We start from the raw sequence: 19,613 nt of genomic DNA on the forward strand, positions 1-19,613 counted from the left end.
CCACTCGTCTGCTCAGGTCCGGTCATTTGCTGCTCCCGCCCTTCTCTGCGTACCAGTCGTTGACCTCAGCCGTAATCTGCTCGCCGCCCAGCTTGTTCCACTGTGCCACGAAATTATCGAACCCGCTGAGCGGTCTGCCCTGAATGATATCAAGAAAGGCATCAATCTGAAGATTATTTAGAATATTCTGCTTCTCGATCATCGTCTCTGTAGGTGCGCCGACGAAGCTCTCATAGAGCAGCTGAGATTTACGTTCATACCCGTCCAGAATGGAAAAAGCACCCGAAGGCCCGTACGTCCGCTCCCAGCCCCAGCCTGTCTCGCTGTCCGCACCTCCTGCCTCGTAAGCGGCAATCCGCTTCTGGATCGTCTTCGCTTCATCCTGAAGCACGGAGGCATCGCCGTTGCGCCGGAAGGTCTCCAGCTCCCGGAAGGCCTCCAGGTTCTTCTGCACCGGAAACGGCGTCACCGGCGACAGCTTCCACACCGCCTGCGGAGCGTTATAGTACCGCTCCACCTCACTCGTAGCCCCCCAATTCTTCTCCAGATGCAGGTTAATCAGCTTAATCAGCGCCTCCGGATGCTGGACGCCTTGCTTGACCGCCAGGAACTGGTTGGTGCTGAACGGAAGCGGCACCTTCGGCGCGGCCCCCGACTCCGAGACCAGCGGGAAGGCTTGCCACTCAGCCTGCGGATTATGCTCACGGCTGGACTGCACGAGGAAGGAGCCCCACTGCTCCCCATACATCATTCCAACCTGCTCATGCTCAATCCAGTCGCTGGCCTTGACCCCGTCCTTGAAGGCGAATTCCCTGTCAATCTGTCCTGTCCGGTACAACTCCTGAAGCACCTGCAGGGCATGCTTGACCTCCGGCTGGATCCCTCCATAGACCAGCTTGCCGGTCTTGTCCTTAATCCAGATTCCAGGATACGCACCATAACCGGCCATGAACCCGGTAAGTCCCATGACCGGGTCCCACAGATATTTGGTGACCGCAAGGCCATAGGTATCATGCTTGCCGTTACCGTCAGGATCTTGCTGCGTAAACGCTTTCGAAATAGCCAGCACCTCTGCCATCGTCTGCGGGGGCTGCAGGCCGAGACGCTCCAGCCAGTCCGTCCGAATCCACAGGAACATCGCGCCCTCAATGGACGAATTGGTCTCCGGGATCGCCATAAGCTTGCCGTCAAGGGTAACCGTCTCGAACGGGCCCGTTCCTTCCTCGCTCAGCACCTTGCGGGTTAACGGGGTTGCATACTCGTCATAGACTTCGCTCAGATCCTGGATCAGCCCTGCATTGCTCAGCACCCTGAGCTGCGAAGCATTCACCCGCACAATATCAGGGATATCCCCGGAGGCCAGAGATACCCCCAGCTTGCGGGAGTAGATGGAGCTCCACTCCGTCCAATCATAGGTGACCCTAATGCCGAGCACCTCTTCATACAGCTCGGTCCAGCGGTTATGCTCCAGCGACTCTCCCGGCAATTCCTTCAGTATTTCTTCCAGCGCATCGTTGTTCTCACGTACGAACGACAGCTGGATGGGCGGATCATATTTGCTTAGACCCGGCTCTTCATATAACGAAGCGCTCCCCGGCTGTCCCTCAGGAACCGGAGAACGCTCCGCAAGGTTACTGCTTCTCTCACAAGCGGTTAACAGTTGTACGGCCATGCATGCAGCGACAGTCCAGGCCATTGTATTCTTGATTGTTTTGGGCACCAGTTGCAACCTCACTTTGCAAGATTATTTATTACCGGAATATTATATTATCCCGGCAAAAATAATGAAATTGTAAGGTGCATTTCTTGTTTGGCTTACCCGTTCTTTACCATTTAGAAATTGGTGACCGCCTGGAAGGCCGGTTTGGGCTGATGCTGCCTGTCGAACAGCATCGGCGCCTCGGTCCGCTCGGTCGGGAACGTGCTCAGCCAGGTATGATCATCCGCAATGCCCCAGAACATGACCCCGCTTAACAGCTCCTTCCTGTCTCTTAGAGCAGCGAATAGCTCGCCGTACCGCGCAGCCTGCCGCTGCAGGATATCCTCAGGAACTACAGGGCCGACATCGCTGAGATCGTTATAGACATACAGGCTCATATCCAGCTCGGTGATCTGATTATCAAGGCCGAGGGCATGGAACTTCTCCATGGACAGGGTAATACTCTCCACCGAAGGATAGTCCAGATTAATATGGGTCTGGTGGCCAACCCCGTCAATCGGCACCCCCTTCGCCAGCATGTCCTTCACCAGCTCGTAGAGCCGGTCCCGCTTCTCGGGATTATCTGTGCCGTAATCATTAATATACAGCTTAAGCTCCGGCCCTCCAGCCTTGCGGGCCGCCCGGAAGGCTGTCTCGATGAATTCGGTGCCGGTAATCTTATACCAGTCGCTGGCCCGCATGCCATCCGGGTCTCCAGGCTCAATCACCTCATTCACTACATCCCAGGAGGAGATGTCGTCCTTGTAACGGCTGACAACAGCGGTAATGTAGCTGTCTAGCCGCTTCAGCAGCAGCTTCTTGTTCGCTTCGCGCCCTGCTGCATCGGTCTCATCCGCCATTGCCTGACCGGCTTCATCCCGGAAGAACCATTCCGGTGTCTGGCTGTGCCACACCAGGGTGTGGAAGCGCAGCCCCATGCCGTTCGCCTTCGCGAAGGCGACGATCCGGTCGGCCCGTTCCCAGGTGAAGGTGCCTTCAGCCGGAGCAATTGCATCCGGCTTCATGACATTCTCGGCCACGAGCCAGTTCACATGCCGCTTCAGCAGGTCGGCTGCGGGACCCTCCAATTGGTCCGGTTCCACCGCAGCTCCAATAGGAAAGTAATCCGCATAGGCTGCCGCCAGCGGCGGAGCCTCCTGCTGCACCGGAGCTTCTGCCGCAGCATCAGGCGAAGCTGTAGGGGCAGCGGACGGAGTCCCGGCGGGCGAGGCCGCCGGGGATGACGCTACATTCCCTGGCGGGGATGCAGCAGGAGCCGCATCCCCGCCAGGAGCGGAGCAGCCGGATAACCATAGAAGCGCGGCTGCGAAGACTATACTCCGGGCCAGTCTGGCCGGAGTGCTTGTTCTGTTCTTTTGGTGCACAGTCATCCTCCTTCTACGGTTATCCCACAATCCCGGTACGCTCAATACTCTCCACGAAATACCGCTGCACGAACAGGTAGATAATGATCAGCGGCAGAATAGCCAGCAGAATCCCTGTATCCTGGACCATGCTGAGGTAGAACGGATCAGCCTTGGAATTGGCGCCGTCCTCCAGCAGAATCGCCAGATTATACGGCAGCGAGCCGAGCTGGGTCGCCATCACCTTGCTGGATGTCAGATAAGTCGTGGTGAAGAAGCTGTCGTTCCATTGCCACACAAACGAGAAGAGCAGTACCGTAACAATGGACGGTATCGCGTTAGGCAGCATAATCCGGTAGAAGGTCTTGCCTACCCCGGCCCCGTCGATATAAGCCGCTTCCTCCACCTCTTTGGGAATCCCCCGGAAGAACTGCCGGAAGATGAAAATGTACAGCCCCGCCTTCAGCGAATTCGCCGTAGCAGAGGTTAGAATAAACGGCCAGTAGGTGTTGAGCAGATTCACCGATTTGCCGCCCGTTAAGAGCGGAATCAGCCCCATCAGACTGAAATCCTTCAAATTCAGGTAGACCGGAATCAGAATCGTGATCGGCGGAACCAGGATCGTCAATATGACCCCGGCGAACAGCAGCTGGCTCCCTTTGAACTTCAGCCGGGCGAAGCCATACCCTGCAAGCGCGCAGGAGATGGCGGTCAAGATTGTAGTCAGCGCCGACAGGGTGAAGGTATTCAGCAAGGCCTGCCAGTAATCCATTATTCCAATCGCTTTGACGAAATTGTCGAGCGTGTAATTCTCGGGAAGCCAGACGACAATCGGTGAATACAGATCGCTCTTGGCCTTGAAGGCCGTGGATATCTTCTGAAGTACCGGATAGAGGATCACGAACGACAGGCCTGCAATGAGCGTCAGCCGCACGAAGGACCATATCCATTTCTTCCAGCGTTCGAGCGACAGTAAGCGGGTCGCATGCATTAGTCCCATCCTCCCTTTAATCATAGTAGAAGACCTTCTTCGAGATCAGATAGCTGCTGACGGCCAGAATTAAGGCCACTGCGGCGAAATACAGCCAGGCCATCGCAGAGCTTAGACCGAAGTTGAACTGGGTGAAGCCGGTCTCCCGGATCAGGTCCGTCATGGCGTTATTCGAGAAGGAATCGATAATCGTATAAATGGAATTCACCAGAATGAGCGGGCTGACCATGGGAAAAGTGATTTTCCAGAAGGCCTCATAGCCGGTTGCCCCTTCCATCTTGGACGCCTCATACAGCTGCGGCGAGATGGTCTGGATGCCGGCCAGGAAAATCAGAATCTGTACGCCGGATTGGCTCACAATACTATAGATGCGGCTCACGGCGCTGGTCAGATAGTTCACTACCCATTCGCTTAAGCCCGCATCCAGCATCAGCCCCTCCAGCTCGAAGGTGCCCAGCCCCTGAATCGCTCCCGCTCCGGCATTCTGATCGTTGACCGCCTGAATTAGGCTGGTGCTCTCCAGGCTCAGAATGACCCCGGAGGCCAGAATAACGGGCAGGAAGAAAATCGAACGGGCCAGCGATCTGCCGATGAACTTCTGATTCAGCAGCACCGCCAGGAACAGACTGAAGATGACGATCAGCGGCACATTGATGACCATATTCATAATGGCATCGGCCAGCGAGCGGTTGAATTCGGTATTCACCGTCAGTGCTTCGGCATAATTCTGGAAGCCGCTGAAATGAACAATCAGTCCGTCGGAATTAGCCTGCACCGAGCTTAAGCTGTAGCGCAGCGAAGACAACAACGGAATCAGGAAGAAGAAGATGAACCCCAGCAGCCAGGGCAGCACATAGAAGAAGCCCATTAATGCCTTTTGCTCTTTGTAGGATCTGCGGTCCAGTCTAAGTATGGATTTCAAGATTGCTCACCACCCGTAATATAGCTTTCGGCTTCAACCGTCCGGCCTTCAGCAAGGACTGCTGTCTTATTGTAGTTGACGATGACAGACATCCCGTTACCGTAAGTGCTTTTATAGACACCGTCTGCCAGCTTCTCATGACCCGTCAGCCGCTGATTCTGAACGTTCTTCATCACTCCGTTCACTTCAGTGTACATATCGGCTGCCTGGTTGATCCACTGCTCGTAATTGACCGCATACAGGTTATCGTAGTCGGTATCCTTCACCTTGTAATTAGGCGCATACATCCATTCATAATAGATACCGGAGCCGTACTCCAGACTCTTCAGGATATACTGCCTTGGATTCGTGAACGTGGACAGGTTGTAAGGCTTGCCGGTGTAATTCACATATCCCCGCACCACCATCGGATAGAACGGAATCTCCTCATCCTCCAGCTTGAACCGGCTGCTGGACACCGGAGCATCCGTAATGTCAGAGAGATACGGGAGGGCGTAGGCATTCCCGCCGTCCGCGAGAATGCGCAGGGACTGTCCGGTGATCTTCTCCAGCGATTGGACCGATATCTGCTCGGACGCAGACCGGTCGATCTCCTGGTTCTTACGGAAATCGCTGTTCAATTGATCGGCCATATCCCTGAGTGAGATGCCCCCGGTCTGAAACGGCGCAATCTCCTTCAGCGTGGCATCGACATATCCGCCGATCCTGCTTGGCGAAATAATGTAGGCAGGCGTGAAGGAACGGTCCCGCCGGTTCAAGGCCATATTGTACGGATAGACGGCTGCCGGAATCTCACTGAGCATCCGGGAAGCCTTCTGATTAATACGGAAGCCGGAGGTCTGGTTCGCCCGAAGCAGAGCCACGTCAGGGAAGAGCTGAATATCTTGCTCCTTAGCGTATGCTGCCAGCCGGTTCAGTCCCTTGCTGCCGCCGATCGCCTGATCCACAGACAGCCGGTCCGGCACCTTGTGATCGAGGCCCCTGTTGAACCAGCCGGCATATTTCAGCTTGATATGATCAATGCCGCGCTGCTTCATCTGCTCCAGAATGCTCTGGGCCTCTTCGAAGGTCGTCAACGCCTCCAGCGATTGATACGGAATACCCAGGACATGCTTGGTCTTCGTGATTCCGCCCACCAGCTCCAGATAGAACGGCGTATTCACAGGAGCTTCTGCGGAAGCTGCCGGCTGCGCCTCAGGCAGTCCGCCATGCTCCGCCAGATAGCTCTGGTAATAACGCGCCATGCCCGGATAAGAGGCCTCTGCTCCGCTCAGGAACGCGTAACGGACGACATAATCTGTCTTAGGCGGCTCCTGCTGGAATTTCGGCAGGGTGCGGTTCTGATCGCTTGACGTCAGGGTAAGATCTCCCTTGGCAATCAGGGTGAAGCTCGGATACACATAGTTGTATCCATTCAATCTGCCGCTGGTATCCGCGTTGATGGTAGCCAAGGACGCACCTTGTTCAATAATGCCCAGCATGGCGCCTTCCTCCCGGATCAAGCCGAACACCGGCAGCTTGACCTCCTGCTGCTGCGCATAGGCATCTGTGGTCTCCATCGTCCCGTCCACACCATATACCGCCTGCTTATATGCGGGATAACGGATCTTTCCGTTATTGAAATGAATCAGCGCTCCTGAGCCGTCCGGCACCAGGATGGAACCCGAATCCTTGCTCCCTCCGGCACCCAGGAAGCTCAGCAGGGAGATGTCATTCACCGGATAATCCGCAGGATAGCGGATATCCGCTGCCGGAACCTTGACGACCAGCTGATCCCCGTCCAGGGCGTATTCAATGGCGAGCTGAAAAATACGCGGCGCAGGCTTGGTCTGGCTGAGTTTGTTCTCGGCGATATCCTGCTGCAGATCTTCCTCTGTGTACCCCGCCTTCTCGAAGCCCTTCAGGGTCCGCTCCAGCTGAAGCCCCTTCAGCGCTTCATCGTTTCGCGTATATACCCCGTTCTCCTCATCGAAGGTGTAGGCAATTTTCATCGTCCGCTGCCCGGTCTTATCCATCTTGCTCATGATCTTCTCCTCGAACCGCTCCTTGCCCATCTTCATCGGCAGATCCTCCGCTGTTGCGGCGGTCGTTCCGAACTGGTAGAAGACCTTGACGCCCTCCGGCGTCAGTTCCATCTTCATTTGCTTATGGGCCACGCTGTCCGTATATGAATTGACAGAGCTGACTTGACCCAGGTTGTTATAGAAATCCAGCTTGAGCTGTGCGGACAGCAGGTCTTTATTATCCCCGCTGGCCTTGGCATCCGCTTCACGGTCCAGCGGGTTGCTGTACCAGACCGTCCCGTCCGACAGATTCTTGACGGCAATCCCTCCGGTAGCTTCATCCATGAACAGCCGGAGCTGCGCGTTCTCGAGCACCCCTGTCATGCCGCTCACCCCACTATCGGTGAAGGCAGATTTCAGCGCGCTCCCTTCCGTAAAGGACACTTCAAGATTCGGTTCATGCCCGCTGGCCTGGCTGCCTGAGCTTGACGCCGAACAGCCGGCCAGCACACTCATACTGAAGAGAATCGAGAGCAGCATGATTAACGGCTTCCTCATTCCCGGTCCTCCTCCTATCTCCTCAAGACAATTTCTTGGTATATGGTCGAGACGAATGCAATCATCTGCTGAACCAGACTGAAGAACAGCAGGGTCAGGAAAGCCATGAAGGCCATAGCGAGCAGCGTCAGCAGAATCGTCCCGATCGTTTTGGACGGAGAGAACTGATGAACGGTCATAATGCCCACATACAGCAGCAGTCCCGACCAGAGAATGGCAAAGTTTTTGAAAAAGTAATAAAAAGAGCTCTCCTGAGCCGAGATGAAATTGCTGATCCAGATCCATGGGAAATTAATCAGGACAATCGGAACCAGGGCGAAGCAGGTGGTAATAAAAATCTCCGTGAACTTCCCCTCCCCGTCCATCAGCGTAGTCAGCGACCAGTTCGCCACACACCAGAACAGAACAGGAACCAGCACATAGACCGCTTCCAGCAGGCTGTTCAGATACCGGGGATTATTCATATTGACCAGGAACCCGCTGTATTGATTGCCCAGAACATTCGTCAGAATCAGCATAAACAGAATGCCGAAGGAGATGATCAGACTGGTTTTTTGACTGCGTTCATATTTGAGGTCCCAGTATCCGTTGAACGGATGAACCATCACATACAGCGGATGTTGCAGCGCTTCTCTGTTCAATGGAGCTCCACCTTCTTTCTGGCCTTCATTTTCCGGTACATTCTCAGGCCCAGCCATAGGGCTACCAGCGCGATCAGAGCCGTCATAATGGTGGAGAAATGTCCGCGAAGCACTTCCTTACGGTAGAGCAGGAACGCTTTGGAATAGTTGGTCCGGTCCATGCTGCGCTCGAAATACTCCGCCGACTCCTTGTACTCGCCTTGCCGCAGATACGCCTTGCCTATACCCGCATAGGCATACTCCATATTCGCATTCAAGTTGACGACCTTGCTGAACTCCTGGGAAGCCATCTCCTCATCACCGTTATAGTAGCTGCGCACAGCACTGTTCAGCGTTCTTCCATACTCTGTGGTCTGGAATACCGTGATTTCACCCAGCGCCTGATCCAGCACCAGAATATCGTCACCGCTGTGCTCAATGGCAACCGGGGTGTTGAATTCGCCCATACGGTTACCAATTCCGCCGAAAATATACAGCAGATAGCCGTCCCCGTTGTACGTGAACACCCGGCCCCGGCTGGCATCCAGCACCGCGTATATTTCACTGTCGCTCACATCAATATCCACAAGCCGCGGGGCGCCGCCCGACCGGGTTGAATACATCAGATCGCCGCTGGGCTTGTAATAGCCCTCTCTCCGCAGAATATCTGCCCCCTGCGCGTTCAGCTTCTTGATCGGGTCCCCGTAATCGTCACCGTTGGTAGCGTACAGAAAGCCTTCGTCATTAATGTCCAGATTCGTGAACTCGGTAGGCGTATACATCACCATCTGCTCACGCTGCGCCTTGGTGGAGATCGATTTCCAGAAATACTCTACCGCATCAACATGCACCCGGTTCGCGCCAATGAACGATTTGAACACACCATCCGCCCCGAATTCCATGAATCCGTCGAAGACGCCGGCCGACATCACATAGATGCGGTCCGCCTTGTCTACAGCAACACGGACAGGCTGAAATTCAAAGTTCGCCTGCAATAGCTCGGACTTCGGGGCTTCAATGATCCCCACGGCCTTGAAGTCGCTGTCGAGATGGACGATACGCTTATTGCCGGTATCCGCAACATAAATCTCCTTCTGCTTCGTCACATAGATGCCCTGCGGATTGTTGAACTTCTCCGCCTTCCCCTTGAACTGGAATGCATCTACCGTCTTGACGGACTTATAGTCCTGATCCAGAATCACAAACCGGTTATTGCCGCTATCCAGAACATAGATCTGCTTATCCGCCGTAACCTGAATATCCTGCGGATTGTTGAATGGGCCCGCACCGGAGCTGGCACCCGTGATGAGCGTAGTAGCCTGGTAGGCGGACGGAGCCGCCACCGCATTCCCCCAGTATGAATAATTGTAGGAAGGGGCTGCGCTCTCTGCCAGGGCCAGCTCTCCGCCAAGCCCCAGACTGACCAGGCAGCACAAGGCCAGCAGACCGGTTCTCAGTTTCTTTATCCTTGCGACCATTGTCACCGTTCCTCCTCTCTACTCTTTCATACCGGATGTGGCCATCGTCTGGATGACACTGCTCTGTGAAATAATGAACAACAGAATCGGCACGGTCATCAGCAGCAGAGCGACTGCCGCTCCGACCCCGGCACGCGCAATTCCGCCCTGGATGACCTGGCTGAGCGCGTAGTGAAGTGTCTTCAGGTTCTCACTGTAGATGAAGCTTCCTCCATCTGTGCCCCACAGCGCCGGAAATTGCAGGATCATCAGCGTCAGCCAGGCCGGCTTCACATTCGGCATTACGATTTGCCAGAACACGCGGTACTCGTTCGCACCGTCGATTTTGGCCGCCTCAATCAGTGCATCCGGGATCTGCTCCATGAACTGCTTCATCAGGAACAAACCTAGTGAAAAGGCCAGTGACGGGACGATAATCGCCGCCTGGGTATTGATCCACCCCAGCTGCGACATGACCAGATAGTTGGGGATCGCCGTAACATGCGGCGAGAACATCAGGGACAGCACTACAATCTTGAACAGAATGCTGGAGCCCGGGAATTTGAACTTGGCCAGCGGATACGCCGCTGCCGACGCCAGCAGGATATGTCCTGCGGTTCCTACCAGGGTGATCAGCAGTGTATTCGCAATGTATCTGGTGAACGGCACCCAGGAATTCCCCATGATCACCATCAGGTCGGTGAAGTTCTCCAGCGTCGGGTTCCGCACCAGGAATCTCGGCGGGAAGATGAACAGCTCATCCAGCGGCTTGAAGGCATTATTCACCGTATAGATCAGCGGAAGAACCATGAACGCGCCGAAGCCCAGCAGCAGGCCGAAGAGCATAAAGCTGACAGCAAAGGAACGGTTCAGTCTTTTTTGAGGGCGAAGGGCCCCTATCACTCTTGAATACAGGGTCATTCACCCACCTTTCGAAGCAGCTTCTGGGTCATCATGTTGGTTCCGAGCATAATTGCGAAGAGAATAGTGGCAATCGCAGAGGCATAGCCCATCTCAAAGCGCAGTGTCCCGTAATCCATCAAATGCGTGACCACCGTATGTCCCGCATAGTTAACGCTCGGGAAGCCCGCCAGCGCAATAGAGACCTCAGCCACCGCGAAGGAGGCGGTAATCTGCATGACCGCGCCGAACATCAGCTGCGGGCGCATGGACGGCAGGGTAATGAACCACAGCTCCTGCCAGCGGTTCCTGATTCCGTCCATCGCTCCGGCCTCGAACAGCGTCTGGTCCACGGTCTGAAGTCCGGCGATGAAGGCCAGGAAGCTTGTGCCAAGACTCAGCCAGAGCTGCACAATAATGATAATGGGGAGAATGTACTTCTCATTCTGCAGCCATATAATCGGCTCCAGCAGCACCCCGATCTTCATCAGGAAGCCGTTAAGATAACCATAGCTGTCCCCCGAGAAGACAATCAGCCAGATGAAGAACACATTGCCCGAGATCGAAGGCGCATAGAAGACCAGCGTCATCAGCGACCGGACAAAGGGCGACAGCTCATTAATCAGCCAAGCGAACAGGAAGCAGGCGATATAGCTTAACGGACCTGTGATGACCGCGAACAAAAAGGTGTTCTTCAGCGCGATCATGAACACATCATCGCCCAGCAGCAGCCTGGAATAGTTCTCCCAGCCGATGAATCTCGGCGTCTCCAGCATATTGAAATAGAAGAAGCTCAGCCCGAAGGAGACGACCACCGGGATCACCGTGAACAGGAAGAAGATGATCATATAGGGACTCATCATGAAATAATAATGCTTGCTCTTCTTGATATCTCTCCATAATTGCGCCAGACGGGATTCCTTGACCGGACCGCCAGCCAGCCCTGGCAAGGCTGGTTCAGTGGTATTCTGTATTTGTACCATCAGCTTGCAGCCTCCAACCTAATACGGAAGTTTGAATTCCTTCCGTTTGATCTGAATTTCATCGTTAATGTAGATCAGATAATCCGACAGGGCTTCACGCGGATTCACATTCCCGTTGACCACCTTGCGGAACGCATTGTCCAGATGCCGGCCTGTGAAGTACCCGCCAGGAACCTGAGGGTTACCCTTCACCCACTGCCACTGGCTCTCCAGTTCCTTGTAATCCTTCACCGGCCACGGCAGCTCCTCCAGCGCTTCAATGTTCGCGGTCGGATAACGTGCCGCCGCTCCCATCAGTCCTTCCATTTCCCGGCCGTACTGGACCTGGGTGTCCTTGTCTGTCCACCACTTCATGAATTCCCAGGACGAATCCTTGTCCTTGGCATTCTCCAGCAGCATGACACCGGTTGTATGGCTGGCTACGCTATGGTCCACCGTGCCGTCCGCCTGCTTCGTTCCCGGCACCACCGTGAATTCCCACAAATTGCGGATTTCCGGCGCCATTACTGTCAGGCTGTTATAGATGGTGTAATCGGCAATCCCGATTGGGATCTCGCCTGTACGGAAACGGTTCGGAAAGTCCACCTTCACCGGGAACTTGTAATTGGTATAGAACTGGGTCCACTTGTTAAATTCACTCATGGAGGTCTCCGAGTTCAGCGCGCTTCGCTTCTGGTCGTCCGTGTAGAGCTGCCCGCCGTTCTGGTAGAGCAGCATGGTGAAGGCCGCATTGGGCACCAGCGTCGCGTTGTTCAGTGTATCCTCCAGGGGAAGATAGAACTCCAGATTATGTCTCTGCAGCACAGAGACGACATTGTAGACTTCCTCCCACGTAGCAGGGGGCTCCAGACCAAGCTCCTGCAGAATATCCTTCCGGTAAAAGAGCATCGGGAAGATCTGCTGCTCAGGCAGCCCGTAGACGCTTCCATTGTACTTATAAGGCGTAAGGGCGCTGTCGCGGAAGCGGTCAGCCACTTCTTTGAAATCGGCGAACTGGGACAGATCGGCCGATGCTTTGCGCATCGCATAGTTCACTGGAAGATCCTCGCCGATCTGCATGGCTACGTCCGGCCCTTCGCCCGCCAGGGTTGCCGGCAGCAGAATGTTCGGAGGCACCAGCCGCAGTGCCACGGAGATGCCCGAATCCGGCGTGAAGGTATCGTCAATCATGCTCTTCATCACTTGAGCCTGATCCCGGCCGGTCGAAATCCAGACCGTAATCGCCTTCTGGTTCTTCGTCACGTTACCGATACTGTCATAGTCTTCGGTATACGAGGCGCCATACGCTCTCAGCTCATGCTTCAGCTTCTGGAAGAAGGTCGCCTGCGCAGACGGAAGCGGCTTATCCGGCGCCGAGACCACCAGTGAATCCAGTGTCAGCGGCTGTTCCCGTACGCTAAGAATCCAGGTCCCCAGTCCGCCGACATTCGTCTTGAAGGAGACCAGCCGTTTGGCTACCGTGTCCGGATGCTTAGCCATATCCTCTAGCTGGGTAACCATCGAGTACAACACCGATACCTTGTCGCTGCGTTCCCCGGTGGCCTGCTCCAGATATTCGCCGACACCGCGGATAATCTCCGCCTGCTCCCGGAATACCTTGGTCATCTCCGGTATCCGCTTCTCCAGCTGATAGTCGCGGAACTTATCCGGGTTGTTGGAGGTAATCGCCAGAATATTGCGGTACATTTCATTCAAGGTCAGGACACTGGACTGGACAGTACGGACCAGCGGCGCGATATCGCCCAGGGTCACGGTCAGTCTCAGCTTGTGCGTCCCTTCTGTAAGATGGAACAGATAAGGCTCTTCCCCGCCGAGTACATTCATCTGCCAGCCGGGAGAGTAATTGAAGCGGATCTGCTTCATCTCGGTGAACGGATATTCACCATCAATGGTCAGGCTGCGGTTGGCATAGACGCCCCGGAGCTGATTCTGCTTTTCCTTGAGCGCTATCCGGTACAGACCTTCTTCAGGGACATCAATCTCCCATTCGATCCATTGCCCCGGAAGCTTCCAGTTCACCCCGCCGATGGTGTTGATCCTTAAATTTGAGACGGCATAAGGAACCACTGCCGGGCTGGAGCGGTCCGATAACGGGTATAAGGTAGGCGAGGATTTGGCGGATGCCGCTTCGGCCTGGACCTCGATATAAGGCTCTTGTACCGGCTGAAGGCCTTTAGTCTCATACTCCTGCTTAGCCTCTGCATAGGAGCGCACTGTCCGGTCCTGGAACAGCTCAATATAATCAATGGCCATCGGCTCACGGAGTGCGGTCAGCGACAGGGTCTGGTTTCCCTGCTCCAGATAGAAGGCATACGGCTCCTCATAGAAGCCTTCACTGTCCGCAATGACCGTGGACTGCCACACCGGCTGCTCCACCTGTCTGGGGCGCAGATCGTTGCCTCGGTCATCCTGCTTAATGACCTCCTCACGGTTCCCCCAGACCCGGTCGAAGAGCAAGGTATCCGCTCCCTTGAACGGCACCTCCCGGTTGATGGATAAGGAACGTTCAATGGACGAGCTTTTGCCTTCCACCGGATAATAATGAACCCGGATGTTGTACAGCCCGGATTCCGGAACCGGCACCTCCCAGGAGATGGTTCCCGATTCCTGGGTAATGACTGCTGCTCCGTCAAGCCCCTCGAATTGCTGCTTCACCTCAAAGACATCTCCGCTGCCGGGGGAATAGCTCTCCCCTTCGATGCGGATCTCCCGGTCAGGGCGCGGGGCATCCCCGTGTTGCTTCAGATAGGCTTCATAGCTGCCTTCTTCAGCATCCTGCGCGGCTGCCGTGAACTTGCCTACTGCGGGAGAGTCGGAATGCACAGGCTGCCCCGAGGAATTAAATATCCAGATCGTCCCGGCCAGCAGGACAACAACCAATATAATCGCTATGTTCCTGATTCGAATATTCAACGTACTCCTCCCTTTAAGCGATGGATCATAAGTTGGTATATTTCAAGTTCCAGCTCTATAATTGCCGCAAGAATGGGAACAACAGTCCGCGGGGGACTGTTGTTCCATGCGGATATCCGTTTATTTTTTGTAGACTGCGTCTACAGAAGCCTGAACCTTCGCCTTGTACTTCTGAATGACAGTAGATGCCGAGGTTCCCTTCTTCAGTTCGTCAATCATCTCGTAGTAAGGCATGGTTGAGAAGGTATTATGGTTCGTGAGCAGCATGCCGCCTTCGACCAGCTTGGCGTTGTTGATATCATCCTCGTTGTCATACGTGCTCTCCAGGGAAGCCTGCTTCGGATAATCGTAGATGGACTCGATATCGTTGATCTTCTCCCAGATATACAGCAGCTGATCCGGATTCTCGGCCTTCTTCGGGATGGTCAGGAACTGGACATTGGATTCCACACTGTGGTATTCGGTAGCATTAGGTCCTTTTGGAAAAGGAACAAAGCCGATATCATAATCCTTCATATCCGTCTTGAAGCCGTTCGCCTCATAATCTGCTCCTGCATACATCAGCGTGTTCCCCTGACGGAAGAACTGCGCCGGTTCCTGCCAGTCCCCGCCTTCTGTCGGCCGCGCTACCTTCTCGGCACCCAGCTTGGCGATGAACTTGAAGACCTCCAGCAGCTTGGGATCATCGAGATTCTGTTTATCGTCAATGGTCAGATCGGTCTCGTTGGAGGCCAGCGCCATTTCCAGGAACCCGCCTGAGGCCAAGCCCCAAACATCAAGTTTCCCGTTGTTATCTGTATCCTTGTTCGCTTCTTTGGCGACTTGGGTGAAGGTCTCCCAGTTCCAGTTATCCTCGTTCACATATTCCTGGAGCGGCTTCATGCCCAGCTTCTTCATCAGGGTGCGGTTATAGAATACTCCGCTGATCAGGTTGCCCGCATTCTCCGAGAAGCCATAGCCCCGGCCCTCATATTGCGAGAATTCTGTAGTCATACGCTGATTGAAGGCATTCTCATTCTTGGTGTACTCGTCAACCGGCCAGAACATATCCTGCTTCGTCAGCACCGGAATCATATAGCCCTTGCCCATTCTGACAATATCGCCAAGCGGTTCACCGGCGACCAGTGAAGCCACAACCTTCTTCTGGTATTCACCGAAGTCCAGCGCTACATATTCAACCTTGAAATTATGCTTGGCCATCAATTCCTTCAGATTCTTCGAGCGCTGGATATTATCAGGATTGTCCTCGGGAATCGTCATATCCCACCAGGACACAATCTTGATCGTTCTGCCGCCCATATCGAAATCTTTTTCCGGTGTAGCATTGCTCGGCTCTGCAGTCGGTGTAGCTTCTGCAGTAGCCTCAGCTGCCGGAGCCTCCGTAGCCGCCGCCGGCTGGGCTGACGCTCCCCCGCCGGCGTTCCCGCCGTTCCCCGCTCCTCCACATGCCGTCGTTGCAGCTAATAACAACATACTAATAAATACTGACATTACCTTTTTTGCCCGCATGATCTGTCCCCCCAAGTATGAATGACTTACCTCGAAAGTTTAGCGCTTACATTTTCAGGCAGCAACCCGTCTAACTTCAGGTGTTCACCTGTCAAATTATAGGTCCGGCCCGCAAGTCCTTATCCACCGCGCAACCGGATTTCGATCAGGTAAACAAATGGAGCCTGGTGCAAGAATTGCACATTGTAGCGCCCGGCTCTGTTGCACATAATGAATGAAGGAAGCTTAACTTCTCTCTGAAAGCGGGGTCTTCATGTTGTACAGAATCTTATGTGTAGAGCGAAACGCCCAAGTGCGGGAGATCGCTTCTTATATGGCAGGGAGCAGACTTAAGAATTTCATCATTCATGCGCATGCTGATTATTCATCCGATATTCTGCGGCTGATCCGCAGCGAGGGGATATCACTTGTTCTTCTGAATATCAGGGATGCCCATACGCCGGGCATGAGAGTCTGTGAGCAGATCAGGCAGGGAAGCTCCGTTCCGATTATTCTGCTCGGGGGCAGCGGAGATTTCGGGCTGGCGCGCCAAGCCTTACTCTATAATGTAAGCGATTACTTAACAGACCCGGTGGACCCGGCTGAGCTGGGCGGAAGTCTGGAGGCGGTTAGTCGGGTGCTGGCTCAGGCTGGCAAACCCGCTGCTGTAGAGCGGGATTATGCTCAGTTCACCATTCAAAAAGAGCCGTCCTCCCCGTGTCCGATCGTCAGTACGATCAAGCAATGCGTGGATGAGCAGCTCCATCATAATATTACACTCAAGCAGATCTCCGACACCCTGAACTTCAATTGCGCCTATCTCGGACAGAAATTCAAGCAGCAGGAGAAGATGTCCTTCAACGAATACCTTCTGCGCCAGCGGATGGAGAAGGCCAAGCTGCTGCTGGAAACGACCGACATGAAGATCTATGAGATTGCAGACGCTGTCGGATATTCGGAAATCGACTGGTTCTACAAGAAATTCAGAGAATACACGGGAACCAGCGCCAATGAATACCGCAAGCAATGCTTCGTCATTGCCTGAGGCAGAGGGGGGTGGAGGGAGCGGCCTGTACGAAATCTGGAGCAAGGCTCTGGATAAGTACGGCTGCTGCGTGCCAGACCATCGAAGCAGCGCTGCTCCCCGTCCATTTGATGAAATCAGGGGCACTAATGCCCCTCATTCGGCTCATCCGCCCACTTTTGATGAAATCAGGGGCACTAATGCCCCTCATTCGGCTCATCCGCCCACTTTTGATGAAATCAAGGGCACTAATGCCCCTCATTCGGCTCATCCGCCCAACTTTGATGAAATCAGGGGCACTAATGCCCCTCATTCGGCTCATCCGCCCACTTTTAATGAAATCAGGGGCACTAATACCCCTCATTCGGCTCATCCGCCCAACTTTAATGAAATCAGGGGCACTAATGCCCCTCATTCGGCTCATCCGCCCACTTTTAATGAAATCAGGGGCACTAATACCCCTCATTCGGCTCATCCGCCCCTCAGCCTCCCGCATTCCTTTCTTCCCGCTCCTAAAAACTCCCGTTTCGGCTCCGACTCCTGCTTCTCTCACTCGCCCCTCCCATACAATTGCCCTTCTCATCCGCGTCTCCTTCACCTGACAATAGATCAATAATTGGTGAGGATCGGTCATTGTAGGAAGATAAACGATAACTTATTATAGTTTCATACATGAAAGCGTTATCAAAAACGGAGGTTGCTTACTGAAGAAGGGGGATGACAGACAGACAAGATGCCCGGGATTGCTTGCCCCGGCTTAGCTTCAGGAAGCAATCATACAAAGAGAATATGATGAGGAGTGAAACAATGCGCAGCCAGAGCATGAGAAGCAATTCGTTCCGGAAATTCCTTTACATCTCTCCCTTTATGCTTTTACTCGCTGTCTTTGCCTACTATCCGCTCTATGGATGGGTATATGCATTTTTTGACTACACCCCGCCTATCCCGTTGTCCCAATCTGAGTTCGTCGGCTTCAAATGGTTCCATTCCCTGGTTGAGAATCAGGTCAAGATCGACCAGCTGATGCAGGTCATCTGGAATACCTTCGGCATCAGCGGACTGGGCATCCTCTTTTCCTGGCTCCCGATGATCTTCGCCATCTTCCTGACCGAGATCAAGGCGGTACGTTTCCGCAAATTCATACAGACGGTCACCACGCTGCCGAACTTTATCAGTTGGGTGCTTGTGTACTCCCTCGCCTTCTCCATGTTCTCCAGTGAGGGGATGGTCAACGGCTTCCTGCATATGACTGGGCTGACCGATTCACCTACAATGTTCCTGCAGAGCTCGGAGCATGTCTGGTGGACCATGTGGGCCTGGGCTACCTGGAAGACACTCGGCTGGTCCGCCATTCTGTACATCGCGGCCATCATGGGCATCGACGAATCGCTGTATGAAGCGGCTTATGTGGACGGGGCTACCCGGATGCAGGTTATCCGCCATGTCGTATTGCCAAGCATGATGCCAACCTACTTCGTCCTGCTGATGCTCCAGATTGCCAGCTTCCTGAACAACGGATTGGAGCAGTATTTCGTGTTCCAGAATGCGTTTAACAAGGACACTATTCAGGTTCTTGATCTATATGTGTATAACCTCGCCATGGGCGGCGGCAGCTATTCCGTCTCCGTTGCGATCAGTATGCTGAAGAGTGTAATCAGCGTGGTGCTTCTCTTTTCGGTGAACGGTCTGTCCAAAATGCTGAGAGGAGAGGGCATTGTATGAGTGACAACCAGACCAGTCTTACGCCAAACACCCGGGAGATCGACATCACCAAAAAAACGGTCAAAATGCAGGTCAGCGCTACCGATAAAATCATCTCTACTATTATTTATATCCTGTTCTCACTGTTCGCCTTCATGTGCGTTTATCCGTTCTACTCGATCATTATCAACACGATCAGCGCGAACGACCTGAGCGCCAAGGGCGAAATTATTTTCTGGCCGAAGGGGATTCATTTCCAGAATTATATCGATGTGTTCAAAATCCCGGGTCTGGGCAATGCCTTTATGATCTCTCTCGGCAGAACAGTGATCGGTACACTGCTAACAGTCGGCGCTTCGGCCTTCCTCGGATTCATGTTTGCCCAGGAGGACATGTGGGGCAAGAAATTCTGGTACCGCTTCACCATCATCACGATGTTCTTCAATGCCGGGATTATCCCTTGGTATCTGACCATGAGATCGCTGCATCTGACGGACAACTTCCTGGCTTATATTCTTCCGTCCGTTGTTGCTCCTTTCTTCATTATCCTGGTCAAAACCTTCGTGGAGGCAACACCGAAGGAGCTTCAGCAGGCGGCCAGCATTGACGGTGCAGGAATCTTCACGATTTTCTACAAAGTCATTCTGCCGATCAGCAAGCCGATCCTTGCAACCGTTGCCATCTTCTCGGCCGTCAACCAATGGAACTCCTTCCAGGATACGCTCCTGCTGGTAACGGACAGTAAGCTCTACAGCTTACAGTTCATACTGTATAACTACATCAATCAGGCGAGCTCCTTGTCCACCATGGTCAACCTGCAGAATGCCGGCTCAACGGCGATGGCTACTCTGGCGACCAAGCAGACCTCAACCTCCATCCGCATGACAGTTACCATTATCGTAGTCGCACCAATCCTGCTGGTATATCCGATCTTCCAGAGATTTTTTGTCAAAGGAATTATAATTGGCGCTGTGAAAGGCTAACGGACCT

Annotated in this window: 14 protein-coding genes; 3 read left to right on the forward strand and 11 right to left on the reverse strand. The window is 54.0% G+C overall.

What is annotated here, in order from left to right:
- Positions 1-22 precede the first annotated feature (22 nt).
- The 11 genes from J2Z70_RS18750 to J2Z70_RS18800 form a co-directional block, all read right to left on the reverse strand.
- A complete protein-coding gene (locus J2Z70_RS18750) occupies positions 23-1,696 on the reverse strand; it encodes an extracellular solute-binding protein (RefSeq protein ID WP_209875848.1) in 1,674 nt (557 codons plus the stop codon).
- A 137-nt stretch (positions 1,697-1,833) separates the two neighbouring features.
- Complete coding sequence (locus tag J2Z70_RS18755) at positions 1,834-3,084, reverse strand: endo-1,4-beta-xylanase (RefSeq protein ID WP_342593028.1); 1,251 nt, start codon at positions 3,082-3,084, stop codon at positions 1,834-1,836.
- 19 nt (positions 3,085-3,103) lie between these two features.
- Positions 3,104-4,054 carry a carbohydrate ABC transporter permease gene (locus J2Z70_RS18760; RefSeq protein WP_036724912.1) on the reverse strand — a complete coding sequence of 317 codons (951 nt, stop codon included), beginning with the start codon at positions 4,052-4,054 and terminating at the stop codon, positions 3,104-3,106.
- Positions 4,055-4,070: 16 nt separating this feature from the next.
- The gene (locus J2Z70_RS18765) at positions 4,071-4,976 is read right to left on the reverse strand and encodes a carbohydrate ABC transporter permease (protein WP_245368347.1); all 906 of its coding nucleotides are present in this window, start codon (positions 4,974-4,976) and stop codon (positions 4,071-4,073) included.
- Positions 4,973-7,537 (reverse strand): DUF5696 domain-containing protein, encoded by a 2,565-nt coding sequence (locus J2Z70_RS18770; RefSeq protein WP_209875788.1) that lies wholly within the window; start codon positions 7,535-7,537, stop codon positions 4,973-4,975. The genes J2Z70_RS18765 and J2Z70_RS18770 overlap by 4 nt, the downstream gene beginning before the upstream one ends.
- 14 nt (positions 7,538-7,551) lie before the next feature.
- Positions 7,552-8,178 (reverse strand): YIP1 family protein, encoded by a 627-nt coding sequence (locus tag J2Z70_RS18775; RefSeq protein WP_036724916.1) that lies wholly within the window; start codon positions 8,176-8,178, stop codon positions 7,552-7,554.
- Entirely contained in the window at positions 8,175-9,635 is a 1,461-nt protein-coding gene (locus J2Z70_RS18780) for a hypothetical protein (protein WP_209875790.1), read from the reverse strand. The genes J2Z70_RS18775 and J2Z70_RS18780 overlap by 4 nt, the downstream gene beginning before the upstream one ends.
- 18 nt (positions 9,636-9,653) lie before the next feature.
- Positions 9,654-10,535 (reverse strand): carbohydrate ABC transporter permease, encoded by an 882-nt coding sequence (locus J2Z70_RS18785; protein ID WP_036724919.1) that lies wholly within the window; start codon positions 10,533-10,535, stop codon positions 9,654-9,656.
- Positions 10,532-11,497: a carbohydrate ABC transporter permease gene (locus tag J2Z70_RS18790; protein ID WP_076073655.1), complete on the reverse strand. Its 966-nt coding sequence runs from the start codon at positions 11,495-11,497 to the stop codon at positions 10,532-10,534. Before J2Z70_RS18790 ends, J2Z70_RS18785 begins: the two co-directional genes overlap by 4 nt.
- Positions 11,498-11,515: 18 nt before the next feature.
- The gene (locus J2Z70_RS18795; RefSeq protein ID WP_209875792.1) at positions 11,516-14,410 is read right to left on the reverse strand and encodes an extracellular solute-binding protein; all 2,895 of its coding nucleotides are present in this window, start codon (positions 14,408-14,410) and stop codon (positions 11,516-11,518) included.
- Positions 14,411-14,530: 120 nt separating this feature from the next.
- Entirely contained in the window at positions 14,531-15,919 is a 1,389-nt protein-coding gene (locus tag J2Z70_RS18800; protein WP_209875794.1) for an ABC transporter substrate-binding protein, read from the reverse strand.
- Between the two features lie 313 nt (positions 15,920-16,232).
- Between J2Z70_RS18800 and J2Z70_RS18805 the strand changes: the two genes are divergently transcribed.
- The 3 genes from J2Z70_RS18805 to J2Z70_RS18815 all read left to right on the forward strand — a co-directional run bounded on the left by J2Z70_RS18805 (position 16,233) and on the right by J2Z70_RS18815 (position 19,606).
- Entirely contained in the window at positions 16,233-16,943 is a 711-nt protein-coding gene (locus J2Z70_RS18805) for a helix-turn-helix domain-containing protein (RefSeq protein WP_245368348.1), read from the forward strand.
- 801 nt (positions 16,944-17,744) lie between these two features.
- A complete protein-coding gene (locus tag J2Z70_RS18810; RefSeq protein ID WP_235191861.1) occupies positions 17,745-18,644 on the forward strand; it encodes an ABC transporter permease subunit in 900 nt (299 codons plus the stop codon).
- Positions 18,641-19,606 carry a carbohydrate ABC transporter permease gene (locus J2Z70_RS18815; RefSeq protein WP_209875798.1) on the forward strand — a complete coding sequence of 322 codons (966 nt, stop codon included), beginning with the start codon at positions 18,641-18,643 and terminating at the stop codon, positions 19,604-19,606. Before J2Z70_RS18810 ends, J2Z70_RS18815 begins: the two co-directional genes overlap by 4 nt.
- The last annotated feature ends 7 nt before the right edge of the window (positions 19,607-19,613 follow it).

This window comes from Paenibacillus silagei (assembly GCF_017874735.1).
GTDB lineage: Bacteria > Bacillota > Bacilli > Paenibacillales > Paenibacillaceae > Paenibacillus_AQ > Paenibacillus_AQ silagei.

Bases quoted from the DNA above. Each gene is read 5' to 3' on its own strand.
- J2Z70_RS18815 (WP_209875798.1), top strand. From the start codon at position 18,641: ATGAGTGACAACCAGACCAGTCTTACGCCAAACACCCGGGAGATCGAC.
- J2Z70_RS18810 (WP_235191861.1), top strand. From the start codon at position 17,745: ATGAGAAGCAATTCGTTCCGGAAATTCCTTTACATCTCTCCCTTTATG.
- J2Z70_RS18750 (WP_209875848.1), bottom strand. From the start codon at position 1,696: ATGGCCTGGACTGTCGCTGCATGCATGGCCGTACAACTGTTAACCGCT.
- J2Z70_RS18805 (WP_245368348.1), top strand. From the start codon at position 16,233: ATGGCAGGGAGCAGACTTAAGAATTTCATCATTCATGCGCATGCTGAT.
- J2Z70_RS18780 (WP_209875790.1), bottom strand. From the start codon at position 9,635: ATGGTCGCAAGGATAAAGAAACTGAGAACCGGTCTGCTGGCCTTGTGC.
- J2Z70_RS18770 (WP_209875788.1), bottom strand. From the start codon at position 7,537: ATGAGGAAGCCGTTAATCATGCTGCTCTCGATTCTCTTCAGTATGAGT.
- J2Z70_RS18800 (WP_209875794.1), bottom strand. From the start codon at position 15,919: ATGCGGGCAAAAAAGGTAATGTCAGTATTTATTAGTATGTTGTTATTA.
- J2Z70_RS18790 (WP_076073655.1), bottom strand. From the start codon at position 11,497: ATGGTACAAATACAGAATACCACTGAACCAGCCTTGCCAGGGCTGGCT.
- J2Z70_RS18760 (WP_036724912.1), bottom strand. From the start codon at position 4,054: ATGCATGCGACCCGCTTACTGTCGCTCGAACGCTGGAAGAAATGGATA.
- J2Z70_RS18785 (WP_036724919.1), bottom strand. From the start codon at position 10,535: ATGACCCTGTATTCAAGAGTGATAGGGGCCCTTCGCCCTCAAAAAAGA.